15 protein-coding genes and 2 tRNA genes are annotated in these 17,820 nt (G+C 47.2%); 6 read left to right on the top strand and 11 right to left on the bottom strand.

Annotation, left to right across the window (positions count from 1 at the left end):
* Nucleotides 1–79: 79 nt before the first annotated feature.
* Together AMD24_RS03560 and AMD24_RS03555 are read left to right on the top strand one after the other, a co-directional pair.
* Nucleotides 80–1,507 (top strand): dipeptidase, encoded by a 1,428-nt coding sequence (locus AMD24_RS03560; protein ID WP_082383054.1) that lies wholly within the window; start codon nucleotides 80–82, stop codon nucleotides 1,505–1,507.
* A gap of 37 nt (nucleotides 1,508–1,544) precedes the next feature.
* Nucleotides 1,545–1,616: transfer RNA gene (locus AMD24_RS03555), tRNA-Val, on the top strand.
* A 25-nt stretch (nucleotides 1,617–1,641) separates the two neighbouring features.
* Here AMD24_RS03555 and rfaD read toward each other — a convergent pair.
* Entirely contained in the window at nucleotides 1,642–2,643 is a 1,002-nt protein-coding gene (gene rfaD / locus AMD24_RS03550) for an ADP-glyceromanno-heptose 6-epimerase (RefSeq protein WP_235503182.1), read from the bottom strand.
* Between the two features lie 300 nt (nucleotides 2,644–2,943).
* Here rfaD and AMD24_RS03545 point away from each other — a divergent pair, with 300 nt between their 5' ends.
* Entirely contained in the window at nucleotides 2,944–4,527 is a 1,584-nt protein-coding gene (locus AMD24_RS03545; protein ID WP_062100687.1) for a glycoside hydrolase family 57 protein, read from the top strand.
* Between the two features lie 212 nt (nucleotides 4,528–4,739).
* Here AMD24_RS03545 and nusB read toward each other — a convergent pair whose 3' ends face one another.
* The 4 genes from nusB to AMD24_RS03525 form a co-directional block, all read right to left on the bottom strand.
* Nucleotides 4,740–5,159, bottom strand: coding sequence for a transcription antitermination factor NusB (nusB, locus tag AMD24_RS03540; protein WP_082383053.1), 420 nt, complete (start codon nucleotides 5,157–5,159; stop codon nucleotides 4,740–4,742).
* 1 nt (nucleotide 5,160) lies between these two features.
* On the bottom strand, nucleotides 5,161–5,664 hold the full coding sequence (gene ribH / locus AMD24_RS03535; RefSeq protein WP_235503181.1) for a 6,7-dimethyl-8-ribityllumazine synthase: 504 nt from the start codon (nucleotides 5,662–5,664) through the stop codon (nucleotides 5,161–5,163).
* A 72-nt stretch (nucleotides 5,665–5,736) separates the two neighbouring features.
* Entirely contained in the window at nucleotides 5,737–6,975 is a 1,239-nt protein-coding gene (locus AMD24_RS03530; protein WP_062100686.1) for a bifunctional 3,4-dihydroxy-2-butanone-4-phosphate synthase/GTP cyclohydrolase II, read from the bottom strand.
* On the bottom strand, nucleotides 6,899–9,460 hold the full coding sequence (locus tag AMD24_RS03525) for a carboxy terminal-processing peptidase (RefSeq protein ID WP_062100685.1): 2,562 nt from the start codon (nucleotides 9,458–9,460) through the stop codon (nucleotides 6,899–6,901). Before AMD24_RS03525 ends, AMD24_RS03530 begins: the two co-directional genes overlap by 77 nt.
* A gap of 156 nt (nucleotides 9,461–9,616) precedes the next feature.
* Here AMD24_RS03525 and AMD24_RS03520 point away from each other — a divergent pair, with 156 nt between their 5' ends.
* Together AMD24_RS03520 and AMD24_RS03515 are read left to right on the top strand one after the other, a co-directional pair.
* A complete protein-coding gene (locus AMD24_RS03520) occupies nucleotides 9,617–10,234 on the top strand; it encodes an MBL fold metallo-hydrolase (RefSeq protein WP_062100684.1) in 618 nt (205 codons plus the stop codon).
* Nucleotides 10,235–10,432: 198 nt separating this feature from the next.
* Nucleotides 10,433–11,776, top strand: coding sequence for a DUF4912 domain-containing protein (locus AMD24_RS03515; protein ID WP_062100683.1), 1,344 nt, complete (start codon nucleotides 10,433–10,435; stop codon nucleotides 11,774–11,776).
* 106 nt (nucleotides 11,777–11,882) lie between these two features.
* On the opposite strand, the gene AMD24_RS03510 is transcribed toward AMD24_RS03515, so the two are convergent.
* The 3 genes from AMD24_RS03510 to rph all read right to left on the bottom strand — a co-directional run bounded on the left by AMD24_RS03510 (nucleotide 11,883) and on the right by rph (nucleotide 13,274).
* Nucleotides 11,883–12,086: a hypothetical protein gene (locus AMD24_RS03510; protein WP_062100682.1), complete on the bottom strand. Its 204-nt coding sequence runs from the start codon at nucleotides 12,084–12,086 to the stop codon at nucleotides 11,883–11,885.
* 117 nt (nucleotides 12,087–12,203) lie between these two features.
* The gene (rpmB, locus tag AMD24_RS03505; RefSeq protein ID WP_062100681.1) at nucleotides 12,204–12,470 is read right to left on the bottom strand and encodes a 50S ribosomal protein L28; all 267 of its coding nucleotides are present in this window, start codon (nucleotides 12,468–12,470) and stop codon (nucleotides 12,204–12,206) included.
* Between the two features lie 72 nt (nucleotides 12,471–12,542).
* Nucleotides 12,543–13,274 (bottom strand): ribonuclease PH, encoded by a 732-nt coding sequence (rph, locus tag AMD24_RS03500; RefSeq protein ID WP_062100680.1) that lies wholly within the window; start codon nucleotides 13,272–13,274, stop codon nucleotides 12,543–12,545.
* Nucleotides 13,275–13,389: 115 nt separating this feature from the next.
* On the opposite strand from rph, the gene AMD24_RS03495 reads away from it, so the two are divergent.
* Nucleotides 13,390–13,463, top strand: a tRNA-Pro gene (locus tag AMD24_RS03495).
* A gap of 201 nt (nucleotides 13,464–13,664) precedes the next feature.
* Here the strand turns inward: AMD24_RS03495 and AMD24_RS04360 are convergent.
* The 3 genes from AMD24_RS04360 to fabV all read right to left on the bottom strand — a co-directional run bounded on the left by AMD24_RS04360 (nucleotide 13,665) and on the right by fabV (nucleotide 17,729).
* Nucleotides 13,665–13,820, bottom strand: coding sequence for a small basic protein (locus tag AMD24_RS04360; protein ID WP_082383052.1), 156 nt, complete (start codon nucleotides 13,818–13,820; stop codon nucleotides 13,665–13,667).
* Nucleotides 13,821–14,599: 779 nt separating this feature from the next.
* Complete coding sequence (gene sufT, locus AMD24_RS03490) at nucleotides 14,600–15,139, bottom strand: putative Fe-S cluster assembly protein SufT (protein WP_062100679.1); 540 nt, start codon at nucleotides 15,137–15,139, stop codon at nucleotides 14,600–14,602.
* Nucleotides 15,140–16,541: 1,402 nt separating this feature from the next.
* Nucleotides 16,542–17,729: an enoyl-ACP reductase FabV gene (gene fabV, locus AMD24_RS03485; protein WP_062100899.1), complete on the bottom strand. Its 1,188-nt coding sequence runs from the start codon at nucleotides 17,727–17,729 to the stop codon at nucleotides 16,542–16,544.
* Nucleotides 17,730–17,820 lie beyond the last annotated feature (91 nt).

Raw genomic sequence — 17,820 nt, 5'->3', positions numbered from 1 at the left:
TAGACTATGGAATGGGGTTGTCAGGCGAAGTCTTAGATTGCTTTCAGCACAGGATACCTAGTAAGCAATAAGCTAGGTTATGGAGTATCTTTATGGAGTGTCTAGTATGTGTCCCAATGATTCTTCCCTGCAGGACTTTATAGAGTTTCTGAGTATCCCAAGTGTCTCTGCACAACCCGCCTACTGCAATGACGTATACAAATGTGCTAAATGGCTAGAGGAAAGGTTGCGTAGAGTTGGACTCCATACTTCTATCCCTAAAACTTTAGGCTATCCGGTTGTTGTGGGAAAGTCCCAAGATTGGCGGAGCTTTAAACCCACGGTTCTTTTCTATGGTCACTACGATGTTCAGCCACCTGAACCTTTTGAAGAGTGGATCTCTCACCCATTTGAACCAGTAATACGAGATGGCAAGGTGTACGCCAGAGGCTCTACAGACAACAAGGGGCAAATTTTAGCTCACATTTTGGGAGTTCATGAGACTTTACAATCTGATGGCAGCCTTCCATGCAACGTGATTTTTCTCATTGAGGGGGAGGAAGAAATTGGAAGTCCACATCTTCCAAGTTTCTTGGAAGAATATAAAGAGGAATTAAGGGCAGATGTCATCGTTATCTCGGATACAGGAATGGTTGGGGAGGGAATTCCTACTTTAAGTTATTCCACACGAGGGGTGGCAGCTTTGGAGTTCGTCGTGCACGGTCCATCACACGATCTACACTCCGGGATGTATGGAGGTGCAGTTGTTAATCCAGCCACCGTGGCCGCCAGACTAATCGCCTCCCTACATGATGTCTCATGGAGGATAACAATCCCAGGATTTTACGACGCTGTCCGAGATCTAGAGCCGTGGGAGCGCGAGATTAGTTTTAGTGTCCCAGACTCTGCAATTATTGCACAAACAGGAGTTTCTGAACTACATGGAGAGCTTGGGTATACCTCTGGGGAACGTATCGGTACACGTCCTACCGTAGAGGTCAACGGAATAGGTGCTGGATATCAGAGTGAGGGTACCAAGACCGTTTTGCCGAGAAAAGCTTTTGCCAAGCTTACCTTCCGGCTTGTGCCGGATCAAAATCCAGATAAAATTCTGTCTCTTGCTGAGACCCATTTGCATGCACAGTGCCCCAGGGGGGTACGTTTAGAAATCCAAATTGGCCATTCCAGTCCGGCATATTTTTTTAATCCAAATTCAACTTATGGGCAGGTAGCTCAGGTTGCTCTTCAGAAAACATTTGGCCAAAAGTCTGTACTTACTAGGGAAGGAGGGAGCATTCCTATTGTGCAGAATTTCAAGGCAGTACTGGGAGTAGACAGCCTTTTGCTCGCTTTAGCCTCTCCAGACTGTCGAGCTCACTCGCCAAACGAGAATTTCTCTATGGAAAACTTTCGAAACGGGATTCGCCTCAATCAGGTATTTTTAAGGGAAATCGCCAAGCTACCTTTCCGTGGGGATGTTCTCCAGAATGATAGTGGAGGCGCCGCAGGCATTTCCGGCATTTGCTAGAATAGCGGCGACCTGACTGAAGGCCACACTTCCTTTCGCGCGATTAGCTCAGTGGTAGAGTACTTGCTTCACACGCAAGGAGCCACAGGTTCGATCCCTGTATCGCGCAAAGAGGGGCATATAACAAAAAGACTTTAGGTTTGTTCAAATTTCTCATCCCCTAGCCTGACTCCAGAAAGCAGATAGTGCATAATATATTCCCTAATGGAATCTTCAAATGGGGTGATCGAGCAAGAATATCCAGATAGGCGAAGCTTAGAAATATCCGCGCAAGTAAAGTACTGGTATTGTTGATGGACAGATTCCGGCATTTCAACGAACTCAACCCTTGGGGGGCATCTCAACACAGAAAAAACGGCGTTGGCGAGTTCCACCCATGTGCGCGACATCCCACTCCCAACATTAAACAGGCCTACCGCAGAGGAGGTCGCAGCCAAGTGCAGTGTCATCTTAACTGCGTCCCGTACATATATAAAGTCCCTTTTCTGTTCTCCATCCCGATATCCAGGATGAGAGCTCCTAAACAATTTAACTACCCCAGTATCAAGAATCTGCTCATAAGCTTTACAGACTAGGCTGCGCATCCTTCCTTTGTGATATTCGTTTGGACCAAAGACATTAAAATACTTGATTCCTACCACGTGCTTAAGAAGCCCATATTTTTGGGCATAAACATCAAAAAGATGTTTAGAGTAGGCGTAGGGATTAAGGGGACGGTAGCAATGGAGATTGTCATTCTTATCGTCCAGTCCTTGCGCTCCATCTCCATAGGTAGCCGCCGAGGAAGCGTACACGAATCGAATTCCGCGTGCAAGGGCCCACTTCGCCAGGCAAAGACTGTAGTAGTAATTCTTTTCTAGAAGGTAGTCTAAGTTACATTCGACAGTAGAGGAGCAGGCGCCTAGATGGAATACGGCACTGAAATCCCCATAAAATGCTGCGGATTGCTCAAGTTTCTGCAGAAAACGGTCCGCAGGAAGACAATCATCAAACCTAAGCGCTCTAAGGTTCTTCCATTTATCACCTTTTCCAAGGAAATCAGCAATTAAAATATCTTCCCAACCTTGCCGATTAAGCACATGAACGAGGGCACTTCCGATGAAGCCTGCTCCTCCAGTAACCAAAATCCTCCCCAAATTCCCGCAAAAGGGAGACTTCCGTTTTGTAGAAAAAAAATTATTGGGCATCACGTCAGAACAAAAGGGCCGTCCCGCCCTGAACAGCAGGGCCTGCAGGTTGACACTCTATCAACAATGGAGCAAACATTTTCATCACCGGGAGCGCCTTATCATCTGAATTCTCCCACAGGCAACTTAGCCTTGTTGGGGCAGCCAGCCTAGGATACTCTTCCACCCCATGACGATCCAAATCTGGAGAAACCTTGGTCTGGGAAATGTAAAGTGCGGACGTAATTCCCCGCCCCTCTGTGAGTTCAGATGCAGAATGGTCATCTAGCGCTTCTCCTCCACGCCCATCTTCCTTTTGTCCGCCACCCTGAGCATGAGGACTTTTTGGAAGAAGAGTGGCTCTTCGAGGCTGTGGCTGAAACTTATTTACCCCTCTTAAAGGTATTCCTACAGCTAGCAGAAGAGGAGATTCCCTTTCGTTTGACGATGACCCTGACGCCTACGTTGTGTGCTATGCTCCGAGATCCGCTCTTGCAAAGTCGGGCGGTTCGCTATTTAGAGCGTGGCATCACAATTTCCCGCAAAGAAATTGAACGCACTGTAGGCGAGCATCAACTGCAGGAACTGGCACGCTTTTACCTAACTAGATTTTCAGAAGCACGTGAACTGTATGTAGAAAAGCTAAGGTGTGATCTCATAGGAGCATTTGCTGCGCTAGAGCGTTCCGGGCATCTAGAGCTGATTACAAGTGCTGCTACTCATGGCTTTCTCCCTCTCATGGAAGATTTTCCAGGAGCGATGCGCGCACAGATCCGTATTGGAGTTGATTATCACATGGAGTGTTTTGGTAGATATCCCACCGGCATTTGGTTACCAGAATGTGGATATGTGCCTTCTGTAGACCAATTTCTAGTAGAGAACAACTTGCGGTGGTTCGTCGTAGATGCCCATGGTGTCTTCAACGCTCACCCACATCCTCGCTTTGCCGTTTTTTCTCCCTATTATACCCCAGCCGGACCAGCTTGCTTTGCCAGAGACCGTGAGTCTAGCAAGCAAGTATGGAGCGCACGGGAGGGTTATCCGGGCGATCCGGCTTACCGAGATTTTTATCGAGACATCGGATACGATCTCCCAGAAGAAATTCTTAGCGATTATCTCCCTACCAGGACTCAACGTCGTCATACAGGGATCAAATACTATAGTATTACCGGAACTTCCCAAAAAAAGAGCCTCTACTGCCGCTCTTGGGCAATGGAAACAGCAAATGCTCACGCGCAAAATTTCATGGAGGCTCGTGTGCGACAGATGGAAAAACTGAGTTCCTTTTTACCAGTAGATCCTATCGTAGTAAGCCCGTTCGATGCAGAACTTTTTGGACATTGGTGGTTTGAGGGTCCAGAATTTCTGAACTGCTTTCTGCGAAAATCCGCACTTGCTCAAAAAAACTACTGTCTAAGTACCCCCACCGAATATCTGGCCTTGCATGCAACCCTTCAAGTACTGACTCCTGCACCGTCTAGTTGGGGATATGGAGGATACTGGCAGGTCTGGTTAGACCGCAGTAATGCTTGGATTTATCCTCATCTCCACATGGCAGCCAGAAGAATGATCGAAACAGCACGGCGATTTAAACAAGTCGTCAGTGAAAATGAAGACCGGACCCTTCGGCAAATGGCCAGAGAACTTCTCTTGGCACAGTCCAGCGACTGGGCTTTCCTTATTAAGACCGGCACAGCATGTAGCTATGCCACTCATCGCACTAGAGACCACTTATTGCGGTTCACACAATTGTACGAAAACCTTAGGGAGGGCCGTCATGACCCAGAATTTCTTCAGGAGTGTGAACACTATAATAACCTCTTCCCCCAGCTAAACTGGCACTACTATCTCTAAAAGGCGAAAATGGTATGGTATGGTACTGTACATCCATTATTAGCCATCAACTTGTGCGCTTCTTCTATTACGTTGCGTCTCTATTGGAATGCACGTACTCTTCCTCCTTACATCAAGCAGATCGTGGTTTGTAACATTCAGCATTGAAGGAAGAAAGATGCAGAAGATTTGTTGGATTACTCTAAGTATCGAGAAGCTCCTACTATTTAGTTTCAGTTAAGGACGAGGCGCACTTTGTCCAGCACACCATTAACGAAACGACCGGATTCTTCTGTACTGTACTTCTTTGCAATTTCGATTGCCTCATTAATGGATACAACAGATGGAATTTCTGGGCGTTCTAGCATCTCGTAGATAGCTATACGGAGAATGTTGCGGTCAACAGAAGAGATACGCATTAGCCTATAGTTTTTCGTATATGATTGAATCATGCTGTCAATGCAGTCTCTATGGTACGAGGCCCCTCGTATGAGAGTCTCAGAAAAGCGGCGGGCGCTAGGACTTAATCCCCGCAGCGAATAGAATTCCGGTAAATTCAACACAGTAGTATCTGGATTAAGATCCTGTTGATACAAAAACTGGACGGCAGCTTCTCGTCCTTCTCTTCGGGCCCCTATGGGCTTGTATGACATATTAAAGGTTTGCCACAACGCGCACCATTTCTACAGCAACCTGGGCAGCTTCTGATCCGCGGTCAGATCTCCCTCCGCATACGCGTTGGCGAGCCTGCTCTTCATTATCGACGAGCAAGACTTCATGAATAACTGGAATAGAAAATTCCAGAGCAATTTGCATAAGCGCCTCTGTCACTACGGTACCAATGAGATTGCCGTGTGCAGTCTCTCCTCGAACAATCACTCCTAGCGCAATGATGGCTTCATATTGTCTCTTCTGAGCAAGCCTCTTAACAACAAGAGGAACTTCGAATGCTCCAGGCACTAAGAAACATCCCACCTCTATTCCTAAATCCATGCGGTCCAACTCCTTACAAGTAGAGTCTACTAAAGCCCGTGACAACTCTGCATTATACTGGCCAGCCACCACTCCAATCCTTGCTTTCTTCTGCAGTTTTGCTTTAGTACGCATCACGTCCGGCGCTTCCATCGTGACATCATCGCCAAATCCAAAAGAGAACACAGCTACTCCCCTTCCTTTAGGAAGGCGTTTTGGTCTAGGCTTTTCAATAACGCGTTTGTGCCCTGTTTATGCTTATAAACAGTGTCCCATTTTCGTTTTCTTAGTAGCCATGTACTTGGCATTATACGGATTAGGAGAGATCTTCAGAGGAATTTGTTCCACAATTTTCAAGTTATAACCCTGCAGACCTACCACCTTTCTTGGATTGTTAGTTAGGAGTCGAATCTTATTGACGCCGAGATCACTAAGCATCTGTGCCCCCAGGCCATATTCTCTGGAATCCATTGGAAGGCCCAAATGTTCATTGGCTTCTACCGTGTCGAGCCCATTTTCCTGCAATCTATAGGCAAGAATTTTGGATGCTAAACCAATACCGCGTCCTTCCTGCCGCATGTAAACGAGTACCCCTCTCTCCTCGAGGGCAATTCTCTTTAACGCGGCATGTAGTTGCCCACCACAGTCACAGCGCTTAGAAGCGAAAACGTCACCGGTCAAACATTCACTATGGACACGGACCAATGTGGGCTCACTTGAGACAAGAGTTCCTCTTACTAGAGCAAGATGGTGCTTATTATCTACCTTTGAGCGGTAAAGATAGAGCTGGAACTCCCCATAGTCCGTCGGTAACGAAACAGTCTCACATCGCTCGATGAGCTTTTCACTTTTTCGGCGGAAAGCAATAAGATCCCGAATGGTACAGAGCTTAAGTTCATGCTTTTTGCAAAATTGAAGCAAGTCTGGCAAACGTGCCAAGCTGCCATCCTCATTGAGGATCTCACAGAGAACCCCTGAAGGATCAAGACCTGCTAATCGAGCAAGATCTATTGCTGCCTCTGTGTGGCCAGCACGCTGGAGAACACCTCCCTCCTTTGCTTGTAGGGGGAAGATGTGTCCTGGTTGGACAAGGGAATTACATTTCGAGTGAGAACTGGCGAGAATCCGAATGGTTTTTGCACGATCTTGGACGCTAATACCCGTCGTAATCCCGTGACTCGCATCGACAGAAACTGTAAAATCGGTCTGGTGAGCTTCGTGGTTGTTTTCTACCATGCGGGGGAGCTTAAGCTGTCGTGCCCGGCTAGGTAGTATGGGGACACATATGAGCCCGCGGCCGAACTGTGTCATGAAGTTCACTGCAGTGGGGGATACTTTCTCTGCTGCCATAATCAAATCCCCCTCGTTCTCACGATCTGCATCGTCCGTCACTACTACCATGCGGCCTTTGCGGATATCGTCAATAACTGTAGGAATAGAGCTGCACCTTCCCCCAACTACCATTTTGGAGGGAGCATGCGGTTTGCTTGCTGACATGGAGATGGAATTGGAGCTTAAAGCCATCTGAATAGGCCGACCCATCACAAAATTGGTGATGTGACATTAACGGCTGGGATTTTCTTACTCCACTGCTGAGGTGAATTAAATCCTGAGCGATACGCAGGGTTTCAGTTTTAATAGGATCTTCCCTTAGTTTGGAGGGGAAAGTAACCTTTCCGTCCAAAAGATCAGGATTCCTTTTTGTTTCTCGAGACTTTTTATCGTATTGGATTGGCTTGAGCTGAGGGTGGCGTATGTTGTCCAGCGCGACGCTATACCCCTTCATTCTAATTCCAGGTCCGCGCAAAGCCAACTCCCTTTCAAGACGGATCTTCTGAGTTCTGGATTCCTCAATCTCAGCCTTCCTCGTCTCCTCATTAAGGGAAACTGTGTTTTCGCTTAAACGCCTGTGGACACGCACCATTTCTTCGCGGATGTAGACAAACTCGGGATCCAAGGTAACACGGGCGCTGGAGCGCTTACGTAGCTGATCCAAGAAGAGGTTCCCTGGGAAACGTCGGAACGGCACTGGGGGTACTTCATCATAAGGGAGCGCATTTGGCAAAGCCGTTTCTCCAATTTTTGGGTGGTCGAGTAGTGAAGGCAAAACAATGTCGGATTCTACACCTTTGAGTTGTGTAGATCCTCCCTTAATTCGATAGAACTTCTGGATAGTGAGCTTTAGGCTACCAGCATCTGCAGCAGCAAGGCTAAAAAATGGCATAAACCGACCGACATCTAGTATGGTTTGCACTGTTCCTTTGCTGAAGGTGCGAGAGTCACCCACAATGACAGCACGTCCATAATCCTGTAGAGCGGCAGCAAAGATCTCGCTTGCAGAAGCACTCAAGTGGTTTACAAGCACAACGAGCGGGCCTTCATAGACGCGGCCAGCGCCCCTACAATATGACACAGAAACCCTCCCCATGCTATCTTTTACCTGCAGCACAGGTCCCCGAGGGATAAAAAATCCGGTGAGGTTAATAGCCTCCTGCAGCGAACCACCTCCATTCCTCCGTAAGTCTACAATGAGCCCTTGAATGCCCTCTTTCTCAAGTCGTCTAAGTAGCATAGAAACATCTTGCGTCGTGTTTGGGCAGGAGTTAGAAACTCTGGAGTCGATGTCAGCATAGAAAGAAGGCAGCATAATCCATCCAACGCGCGTGATGCTGCCGTTTGGCTGCTTGAGATCAATAACTTCTGCCCTTGCTTGTTGGTCTTTCAATCTAACTTCATCACGCGTAATATCAATTAACTGGCGCTTAGAACTATCTGGTGAATCTCCTGGGATTACGAGAAGCCGGACCAGTGTTCCTTTCTTTCCACGGATACGTTCCACTACCCTTTCTAAGTTTGTGTTGACCATATCCTCAAATGGGGTATTGCCCTGCGCGACTCCAACAATACAATCGTTCACTTTCAGCCGCCCATCTTTGTCTGCCGGACCTCCAGGAATAATGTCTACAACCCGAGTATAGCCGTCAGTGTCTTGCAACACGGCACCAATTCCCACCAAGGAGAGTCTCATCGCAATGGCAAAATTCTCCATCTTTTGTGGACTGAGGTAATCTGAGTGCGGATCGTAACTCTGGGAAATAGCGGAAAGAAACTTAGCTACCACATCAAAACTTTCCTCATGCTTTAAGGTGCGGAGAATATTGTCAAGACGTCGTACTACTATTTCTTCTGCTGTCTTAGGTAGATATAGTCCATGAGACAACCCTTTTGATGGGAAGCAACTATTAACTTGTGGAGATGTGGTAAAGCATCTGTTTCCTGAAGTATTGCAAGTGGGGCGTTTAGTGGTAGAAAGGGAAGGCACCTTGTTACCTCTGTTCTGTTTGAACGATTTGGTAATGGAAGTACCCGCCAGTCGCTCTTGAAGAATTTGAGCTCGGAGCCAGCTTTTCCAAAGGTCGTCGGCTGCGGCCTCATCCTTGGGCCAAGCAGATCCCTCGCGATTGAGGGTAACAGTCTCATTGCTAGAAAAGGAGAGAGACCTTTTAAGAAAGATTTTATTTTTTGCGACACGATTCTCTACACGCCTTTTATAAACAGCATAAATTTCACGGGCTGGAGTTAGGTCTCCCTGCAAGATGGAATTTTTCAATGTGGGAAGGTGCTTTCCATAGAAAGAGTCGATATCTTCTCTCATAAGATAAAGGCGGTTGGGATCTAGGAGGCGTAGGTAGCTTTCTAAAATTTTCTGTGCCTTCGTCGAATCTAATTTTTGGCGTGTATAGTGCCCCTGTTCCAAGATACGGGCCACAGATATTTCCACCTGACCAGGATCTAAAGAAGAACTGGTGCGAACTTTTGGAGTAAGAAGTGTCACCTCAGCCGCTGCTTCGACTGCTTGTCCAAAATGGGTTCCTGCAGGCTTTTTTACTTGACCCTTTAGCGCTATAAAGCCTATCAGGATAGCCGCAATTCCCAGTGTTGTTCCTATGCAGGAGATCCTTAGAACTGTTGAGTGTCGCATCCTTCTTCTATGGAAAGCAGAGCAGCAGAAAAGCCGGCTTCCGCTCAAGGTAAATAAAGCCAACCGGAAAGTATGTTTAAGGTATGCTTCTTTTGGGCCAGCGTCATGACACGTTGTCTCCCTGTTTTGATTTGTCGTGTTAGGCCATAAATCTTTATGATTATCCCATTCAGGAAATTTGCCGGCGGCGCTTTGGAGACCAATGCTTACTGCATAAAGGCCCCAAAGGGTACTATCTTATTTGATGCCCCAGAGGGGGCTGACCGTCACTTTATCTCGGAGCACATCAATCTGCTTCTCCTCACTCACGGCCACTTCGATCACATAATAGATGCTGCCTGTATTCGCCGAAGGCATCACTGCCAGATTGGTATTCATGCGGAGAGTGCGCCTATGCTTTCTCAACCCGGATTTTTCAGGGATTGGGAGTCTGCCGTAGAGATTGAAACGATACAACCCGACTTTCTTGTCAAGGACGCAACTCGAACAAGTTTCCTCGGTCTAGATTTTCAGATCTTCCTTATACCTGGGCATTGCCCTGGCAGCCTCTGCTTCCTAGTTCAACCGGATGGCCCACTTTTTTGTGGTGATGTGTTATTTCGCGGAGGGGTGGGACGTTGGGATCTCCCAGAGGGTAGCCAAAGTGTGCTTCTAGAGGGAATACACCGCCAGCTTGCTACGTTGCCTGAGGGAGTTGTTGTATACCCAGGCCATGGCCCTCCTACTACCATTGGATATGAAAAGAAGCACAATCCATTTTTAAACCCTCTATAAAGAGGGTACAAGAGGGTACACTTTCCGCCACTATGTGCTCTCGATTAGATTAATAGGACATCTGGCGGCATCGGAAAGTACGTGTAGTGCGTCTTTTACTCGCCGTATTTCTTGTTCCGGAAGAAAGAGGGGATAACAGGGTTTATATGTTACGTCACTTTGCAGAAATGTTTCTAGCGCGAAGAATACGCTTTTACCTTGAATGGTTTAAAGGGCTTTCTTCTCAACGTTCCAAGCTCTACGCCGAATGATGCAGGAAATACTTCATGTGAAAAAATGCAGTCCATGCAGCCCAAAGAAGATAATAAGAAACAATTAGAATCCGAAGTTTTTACTAGTCCTCTTGTTCCCAGCGCGAATCGTGTAAAACTAAGCAGTGAGTGCCAAACGGCTGATAGTGGTAATAATGTCTCAAGCCGTCTAGTGGAGCTTCCTGTCTCTTATGGGAACAATGCAATTTTCCTGATTGCACAAGCCCCACACTGTCTTTTCACCTATTGGGATATCGACACTGCCCAGTACCACGGAATTTCCCTCTTCATTCGCTGTATAGCAGAAGAGGGTGGGGTCGAATCCGAAATCAGGGTGAAATTTGGGACGCGTAGCTGGCATATTCCAGTCTTTCGAACCGACGCCATCTATTTTATAGAACTGGGTTGTTACACAGAAAACCAATGGAGCGTTATCATGCGCTCTACTTCTACTCGACTTCCTTCCAACCAACCTTCTTCTTCTAAGAACTTTGACTATGCTACACTGCCTCTCTGCCTGAGTTTTCAACAGCTTTTAATATGTATTCAAAGTGCTATCCTTTCTGGAGAAAGTGCTGTCCAAGCTCTAGCAAGACTCCAGAGGAAGACCCAGTTGTCCCATGTTAGTAAGAACATTAGCTCCGGTCCCCTCTTAGAGGATGAGCGGACAATCTTAGGGGCTATTCTAGGTAGAGATGTTCTTAATTTTCTCTTCTCTTCTTGTCCCGAAGTAAATGCTACGGAACTGCGTTTTAGAACTCAGCAGCGTTTAGAGCAACAACTAGATGTTTTTGGTATGAGAGAAGCACCACCAGGATGGGGAAGCAGGGAAAGCGGCCTGTTTGCAGCCCTAATAGCTCTTCTTGGCGCTAATGCTCCCTCGTGGGACAGCTGCACGTTTACCAATTGGCTGCAGACCTCCCATGGCAAGCGGATTGAGGAGCCAGTTTCCAGTTGGGCAACTCCTCCAACCTCAAGTTGGGACGGTATTTCTACCGAAGAAGGACGAGAGTTTTTTCTCCACGTCAATGCAGAAGTAGTTTTTTATGGAGCTACCCAACCTCACTCATCAGTTATGATCGATTCTAATCCAGTAAAGACGGACCCTGATGGGTCCTTTCTTTTCCGTTTTGTTTTTCCAGATGGGGCTTATGAAATCCCTATCGTAGCTATCTCACCAGACGGTCTTGAAACGCGGTCAGCTGTCCTGCGCTTCCATCGAACAAAGTCCCCTAATGTTGGAGAATCCAACGGAGATCCCCCGTCGTCAGTCAATTCTTCCCCTTTTTAGGGGGGCCATAGAAAGGGGAGATGCAAGAGAGAGTAATTATCAAACCTTAGTGCATCTTCTCGCTTGGTAAAACGCATCAGAAACTTTGTGTTATGAAATACTCCGATCATCTCTCCTTTTTCAGGAGGGGCAAACCTGTCTTTTCATTCTCAGAAACGACATAACCTGCAGGTAGGGCGTCTAGCACCCCTTCACCCACAGCACCAGCAAAGTAATAAAGGGTCACTTCTCGCCCACCTCTCAATTTTTGAACTCTAGAGTGAAGAAAATAAGTCCTACCTGATTTTTTGCTTTGTACAGTATAAGCCATGGAGGGGTTTAGGTTATGGGTTTGATGAAAATCCTTGCGGGGTCTCTTGTCCGTGTCTCATGAAAACGCCTATGTCACTAGGCCGCATGAGTCTCTATGAGAGAGGGGAGAAGAGTATTAAAGAATCCCAGCCAACTGCAAGGTCCTAAAAGCACCATTCTTAGCCATGGTCTTTAGCGCATTGGCCGTCATCCGCCTTACACGGACGAACCTCCCCAGCTGTGGGACCCAAACTCGCCTGCAACGCAGATTGGGAAAAAACTCTCTGTGAGTTACTGCAGTAACATGCATCCCGATGCCTCCTCTCTTCTTGGCGAGACCACGCCGATGAACCCTAGTTCCATGTATAGGCTTGACTCCTGTAACACTACATCTCCTAGCCATAATCCTTGATCAAAGATAATTCGATATTGCCTCGATTATTATCAAGGTCAACAGTTTTCTCCGAGAAACACTTTATCCATATCCTGCGTGAATTAGGGCTTCTTGTTGAAGCTCCAGAATTTTCTGGATGCCACGCCTGCCCATCTTCAAGAGGAGATCCAGCTGCACTGTGCCAAGAACAGATTTCTCCCCAGAAGCTTGCAGATCTACGATATCAAAGGTATCCGTCATGACCAGATTAAGATCTACTTCAGCCCTCTTATCCTCTTCATAGTCCAAATCTAATAAGGCTTTCCCATCTACAATACCTAGACTAACAGCGGCTACCTTGCAGGATGTAGGAGAAGTGTCTGGTGACTCTTCGCGAAATAGCCTTCGAATAGCGATATAAACTGCTACCCAGCTACCAGTAATTGCCGCGGCACGGGTACCGCCATCAGCCTGGAGTACATCACAATCGACCCAGAGAGTTCGCGACCCAAGAATCTCCCTGTTAACAGCAGCCCGTAGAGCACGCCCAATGAGCCTTTGGATTTCAACTCCTCGTCCATCTTGCCTGCCACGGATAGAGTCACGCGGCTTACGCATGGTTGTTGAATAGGGAAGCATGGAGTATTCGGCAGTGATCCATCCACCGACGATACCCTGTTCTTTTATCCACTTTGGTACCCCATGCTCTACAGTGGTTGCACAAATCACCTGCGTATTACCGAAGGAGACTAGCACTGAGCTAACTGCATAGGGAGCAACATCAATCTGAAACTTAATTTCCCGTAGGGAACCAGCTGATCTTTTTCTGGTCATAAAGGAAGTCTGCACTACAGATTGGACGTGACAAGTACCATTTCTCTTGTTGCTACAGGCAGCCTTCCTTAGCTTGGGGCACATATCTTTTTTCTCATAGTTCCCTCAAAATATACGGGCCGTGGCTCAGATTGGTAGAGCACTGCGTTCGGGACGCAGGGGTCGCGGGTTCAAGTCCCGCCGGCCCGAGAGGAACAAAGGGAAAAGATAATGTGGGGGTAGCAGCGCCTTTTTTCGCCTCCCCCTCTTGCTTCTCAGCAAAACAAAACTACCATGAAAAGGGGGGTAGCACGCACCCGCTAACAAATGTTAGTATAGGAAGATCTCGAACCCTACTCCCTCCCCACGCAGGGAAGGCTGGCCCCTACAGCAAGGGGGGCCTTTCGGCTATCAGAAATCTGGCTTTGTTTTTGGGAGTCCAGTTACCTTCTGGTTAGGCAGAAATTGGCCGCGCTTTTTTAAGAGATCCACGCGCTCAAATCGCTTGAGAACACTGCGTTTTGCCTTAATGGTGTTTTTGCTTTTCAGGCTGGGATGTTGACTCATAGTTTTGACCCTAAGACTCTTCTATAACTTTCCATTTCTCCTGCCGCAATCAACAAAGTGCCGCTTGTTGTAAAAAGTTGTGACGGGGATCTGTGCCCTATCAAGGATAGTAATATCGCCTCGGGTGGACAAAGCATGTTGGCACAATGACACAGTCCCTACCACGGAGGTTATTAGAATCAGAGTGTGTTGGGCCTTTTGACCAGACAAGACACCATAGGCATGCTTCTCCCTCAGAGCTATAGGAGCGCCGAATCCAGGAACGCGGATTTATCCATCGCGGATGTGGCCACAAGGAGCCGGTGTTATTCTGAATTCTTGCGTTGCGCTGTTTCTAGAAAATCTGGATTGTGAGTAGTAGACAACGTCCGACTCCTCGGCATCTGCTAGTGCTGTACCGACTCTGGATCGCCAAGCTAAAAGTCATCTTGGCCCCGTAGGGGCTGAGTATGCGCATTCCGCCCATTTTTCGGCTGAGCAAATGCCCTTATTGGTTAAGTCCCATACCCCCTTTGTCCGACGTAGTACGTATGGAACGAACACCGCTGGCATAGTCTCATAGCTCCCGATTAACTCCATATCACCCCGCTAAGAAGAGGAGGGTACGAACCCTCTTCAAGTAGCCCCTCCCAACGCCAAGACATGCGAGGCCTCAAATACACAATCACCCCGAGAGCCGCGATATCTGGACGTAAGCTCTTCGTACAGTTTTATTGCTTTTTGAAGATAACCCAACAGGCAGACAGTAGGACCTCTAGCTAACAGACGCAGCTTCTTAGCTACACTAATCCTAGTTTCATGCGGCCAGCTTCACTAATCATCCCCTGATTCCAGGGAGGATCCCAAACCAATTCTACTTCGGCGTCTTCCACCCCGTTAATGGCAAGAATCTTGGTTTTGGCATCTGCAGCAATGGCAGGACCCATACCACAACCTGGAGCAGTCAGCGTCATCTTAACAAGAACTTGAATCTTCTCCGCCCCCTTGGAAATAACTTGGCAGTCGTAGACCAAACCAAGGTCTACAATGTTAACGGGAATCTCGGGGTCAAAGACTGTCCTCAGCTGATTCCAGACTGCCTCTTCAGTAGGACCACCTTCTACCATCTCTGTCTCTAAATTTGCTTTCTCCCAGCCGAGAGCATCAGCGTCCCTTTCCTCAATACGAACAAGTCCCGCATTGGTAGCTACGGTAAAGGTTCCTCCTAACATTTGAGTAATAATGACAGAGGTACCCTGTGGAAGAACCAACGGATTGCCGCTCGGGATTTGAATGGCGTCACAGTCGCGTAAAAGCTGGGTTTCTTGAGAACTGTTCATAAACTAGCATGGGAGTGGGCGCCCTTCTAAGACCTAAAAGCCACCACTGATCGGTGGCAATAGTGGCAAGTCGGCGGCCCAGAGTAAATGAAAAGATGAGGTAAGGCCTTCGTTGAAGGCAGTCCAAGCCAGCGTTAGAGAACTACATGACTGTGGAATCCACCAGGGATTCTTCATATTTTTGTGTAGCTTCGATTAAATCATACACATTCCAAGGTAATGGATAGGAACGATGAACCGACAGAGAATAGAGAGTGCTCGCACTCTGTTCTCCCTTCTGAGCGAAACTTTCTGGAGGGCTTATTCCACCAGTCCTTCTAAACGGTGCCTCTTACCATTGCAAATAGGAGCCTGTATTTGCCTATAAAGTTCGAACGTTCATTATTTTTGATAGCTGGTACTGGAAAGGGATCAATGTTAGACGGGCGTCCGATCCTACATCGCGTTACAAAGTTTGAGCGCTTCTTGGAAGGCACCTATATCCTTGTGTCACTTAAGTATTAGGGACTTTCGAGTTCTTTCTTACCACCCTCTATTTCTGCTCCTTCTTGGTATTGCCTTGCACTTGCTTTGTGCTTTTCAAGGCTCGGAGTGCCAAGTATCAACTGGTCGGTCTAGCAGTTTCCAGCTAATGGCGGAATGATAGCCGGTAGAAGAAGTGCAGGTGAACGAGTTTATCTGCGTTAGAACCCAGCATTATAGCCTTCTCTTTTTTCGACGAAAAAAATTAAGCGTTAGTGTGGACAGCTCCTAGTATTCTGGCTAGGAAGGTAATCGGATTTTGTAAATGAGCGGTTCAGAATGATTAGATTGATTCTCACATATCAAACTCCATCTCCCCATGCAGAGAGAGTCCTGAGTCAAGTAGGCACCCATCAGGGAAAAGAGTAAAAGATTTTAAAGGACTCCCTACTCCTGCAGTTGCCAGTTTAGTCACTTCGCTGACGTTATTTATTCTTCGGTTAGGAAAAGGTGAGGAAAAGTCGATCGGACACTGCGGTAACTTGTTTACCCACTCTAACAGTCACAGTCTCTTTCTTTCGCTTGTGATGCCTAAAGCGTCCGAGTTACAAATAAAGTCTGTCAGTCGGAGGACATAACACTCCGCTTCCTAGCTTCTTTTCACCGTCATTACTTTGGTTTTAGTGTGACAAACTATCCATAGACGGACGCTCGCGTTACTCTTTCCCCTCGCGCAGATTTGCATGTTCCCCCTTATATCCAAGTCTTTCTGGTGTCGCGACAAAAGGATCAGGGAAAGGAAGAAGGGCCTACTAGCGCCATACGAGTTTGGCATCGCCTAGCATCACGTTATAGCAGAATCCGTTATTACTAAAAGGTCGCACCGAGGGTGGAGTTGCCCACCTATTGCTAAGAAGAAAGGAAAAGGAATAAAAGTCCCCTAAGTGGGATCTGGAAGGTAGTGGACAGGGTTAATTTCCTTACTATAATCTACCTCTGGAAAGCCAAATCCGAATAAGTGATAGAATTCCTTCTGATATCCCTTAAAGTCAGAGAGTTTGTCTATTGTGTCTGTAGTAATCGCCCTCCAAATCTTGGTAACTTCGGTCTGTATGTCCTCCCGCATTTCCAAGTCATCGAGACGGATACGACCTTCTGTATCCAGTCTTGGACCCCTCGGAGAGCAAAGATGATCCCTAAATAGGCGATACATTTGCTCAATGCACCCCTCGTGTATCCCCCTTTCTTTCATAACTTTAAAGAGGATAGATATATAAAGTGGAACAGCAGGAATCGCGGAACTTGCCTGGGTTACTACTGCTTTGTTGATTGAAATAAAAGCAGTTCTATCACCAAACTGCTTGTTTAGCTCTCTAGCCGTCCGTTCCAGGTCTATTTTAGCACGTCCGATAGTGCCCTGTGCATAGATTGCCCGAGTGAGTCCTGGACCCAAGTAGGAATAGGCAACTGTTCTAAACCCCTCCGATAATGCGCCAGCATCTGCCATAGAACTAATCCATATCTTCCAATCCTCCCCACCCATCACCTTAATTGTATGGAAAACTTCCTCCCATGTAGCAGCCTCGAGAGTTACTGACTCGATTTCTTTCTTATCCGTACAGATGCTTTTGGTGACAAGGGAAGATCCTATCGGTTTCAGGGTGGATTTGTAGATTTTTCCCCTTGCTGGATCCAGACGACGAGGAGAAGCTACGCTATACACAATAAGGTCTATTTGGCCTAAATCTCTCCGAATAATTGAAGTCACTCTTTTCTTCATCTCTTCAGAAAAGGCATCGCCATTAAAACTTTTCGCGTAAAGTCCCTCCTTGATTGCAGCTGCTTCAAAAGCAGCGGAGTTGTACCAACCTGCTGAAGCAAGTTTTTTTTTAGTACCTTCCCTCTCAAAGAAGACACCTACTGTCGATGCACGGCCACCAAACGCTGCCACAATCCGTGAAGCAAGTCCATAGCCAGACGAGGCACCTATCACGAGTACGCGCTGGGGAGCACTAGGCAGTAAGGGCTTAGACATTACATAGCGCATCTGTTGCCGGACATGGGCAACACATCCGTCAGGGTGAGCTGTCGTACAAACAAAACTACGGATTCTCGGCTTGATGAACATACCAGTCCACATCCTCTCGCCCAGTATTGATTGCTCTACCCTCTGAGGCAAGTCTTTGAAATGACTTGCCTAGCTATTTTCCTGTTCTTTA

Source organism: Candidatus Xiphinematobacter sp. Idaho Grape (assembly GCF_001318295.1).
GTDB lineage: Bacteria > Verrucomicrobiota > Verrucomicrobiia > Chthoniobacterales > Xiphinematobacteraceae > Xiphinematobacter.
Note: the sequence above shows the minus strand (reverse complement) of the source record. Positions and strands in the feature narration are given on the sequence as shown.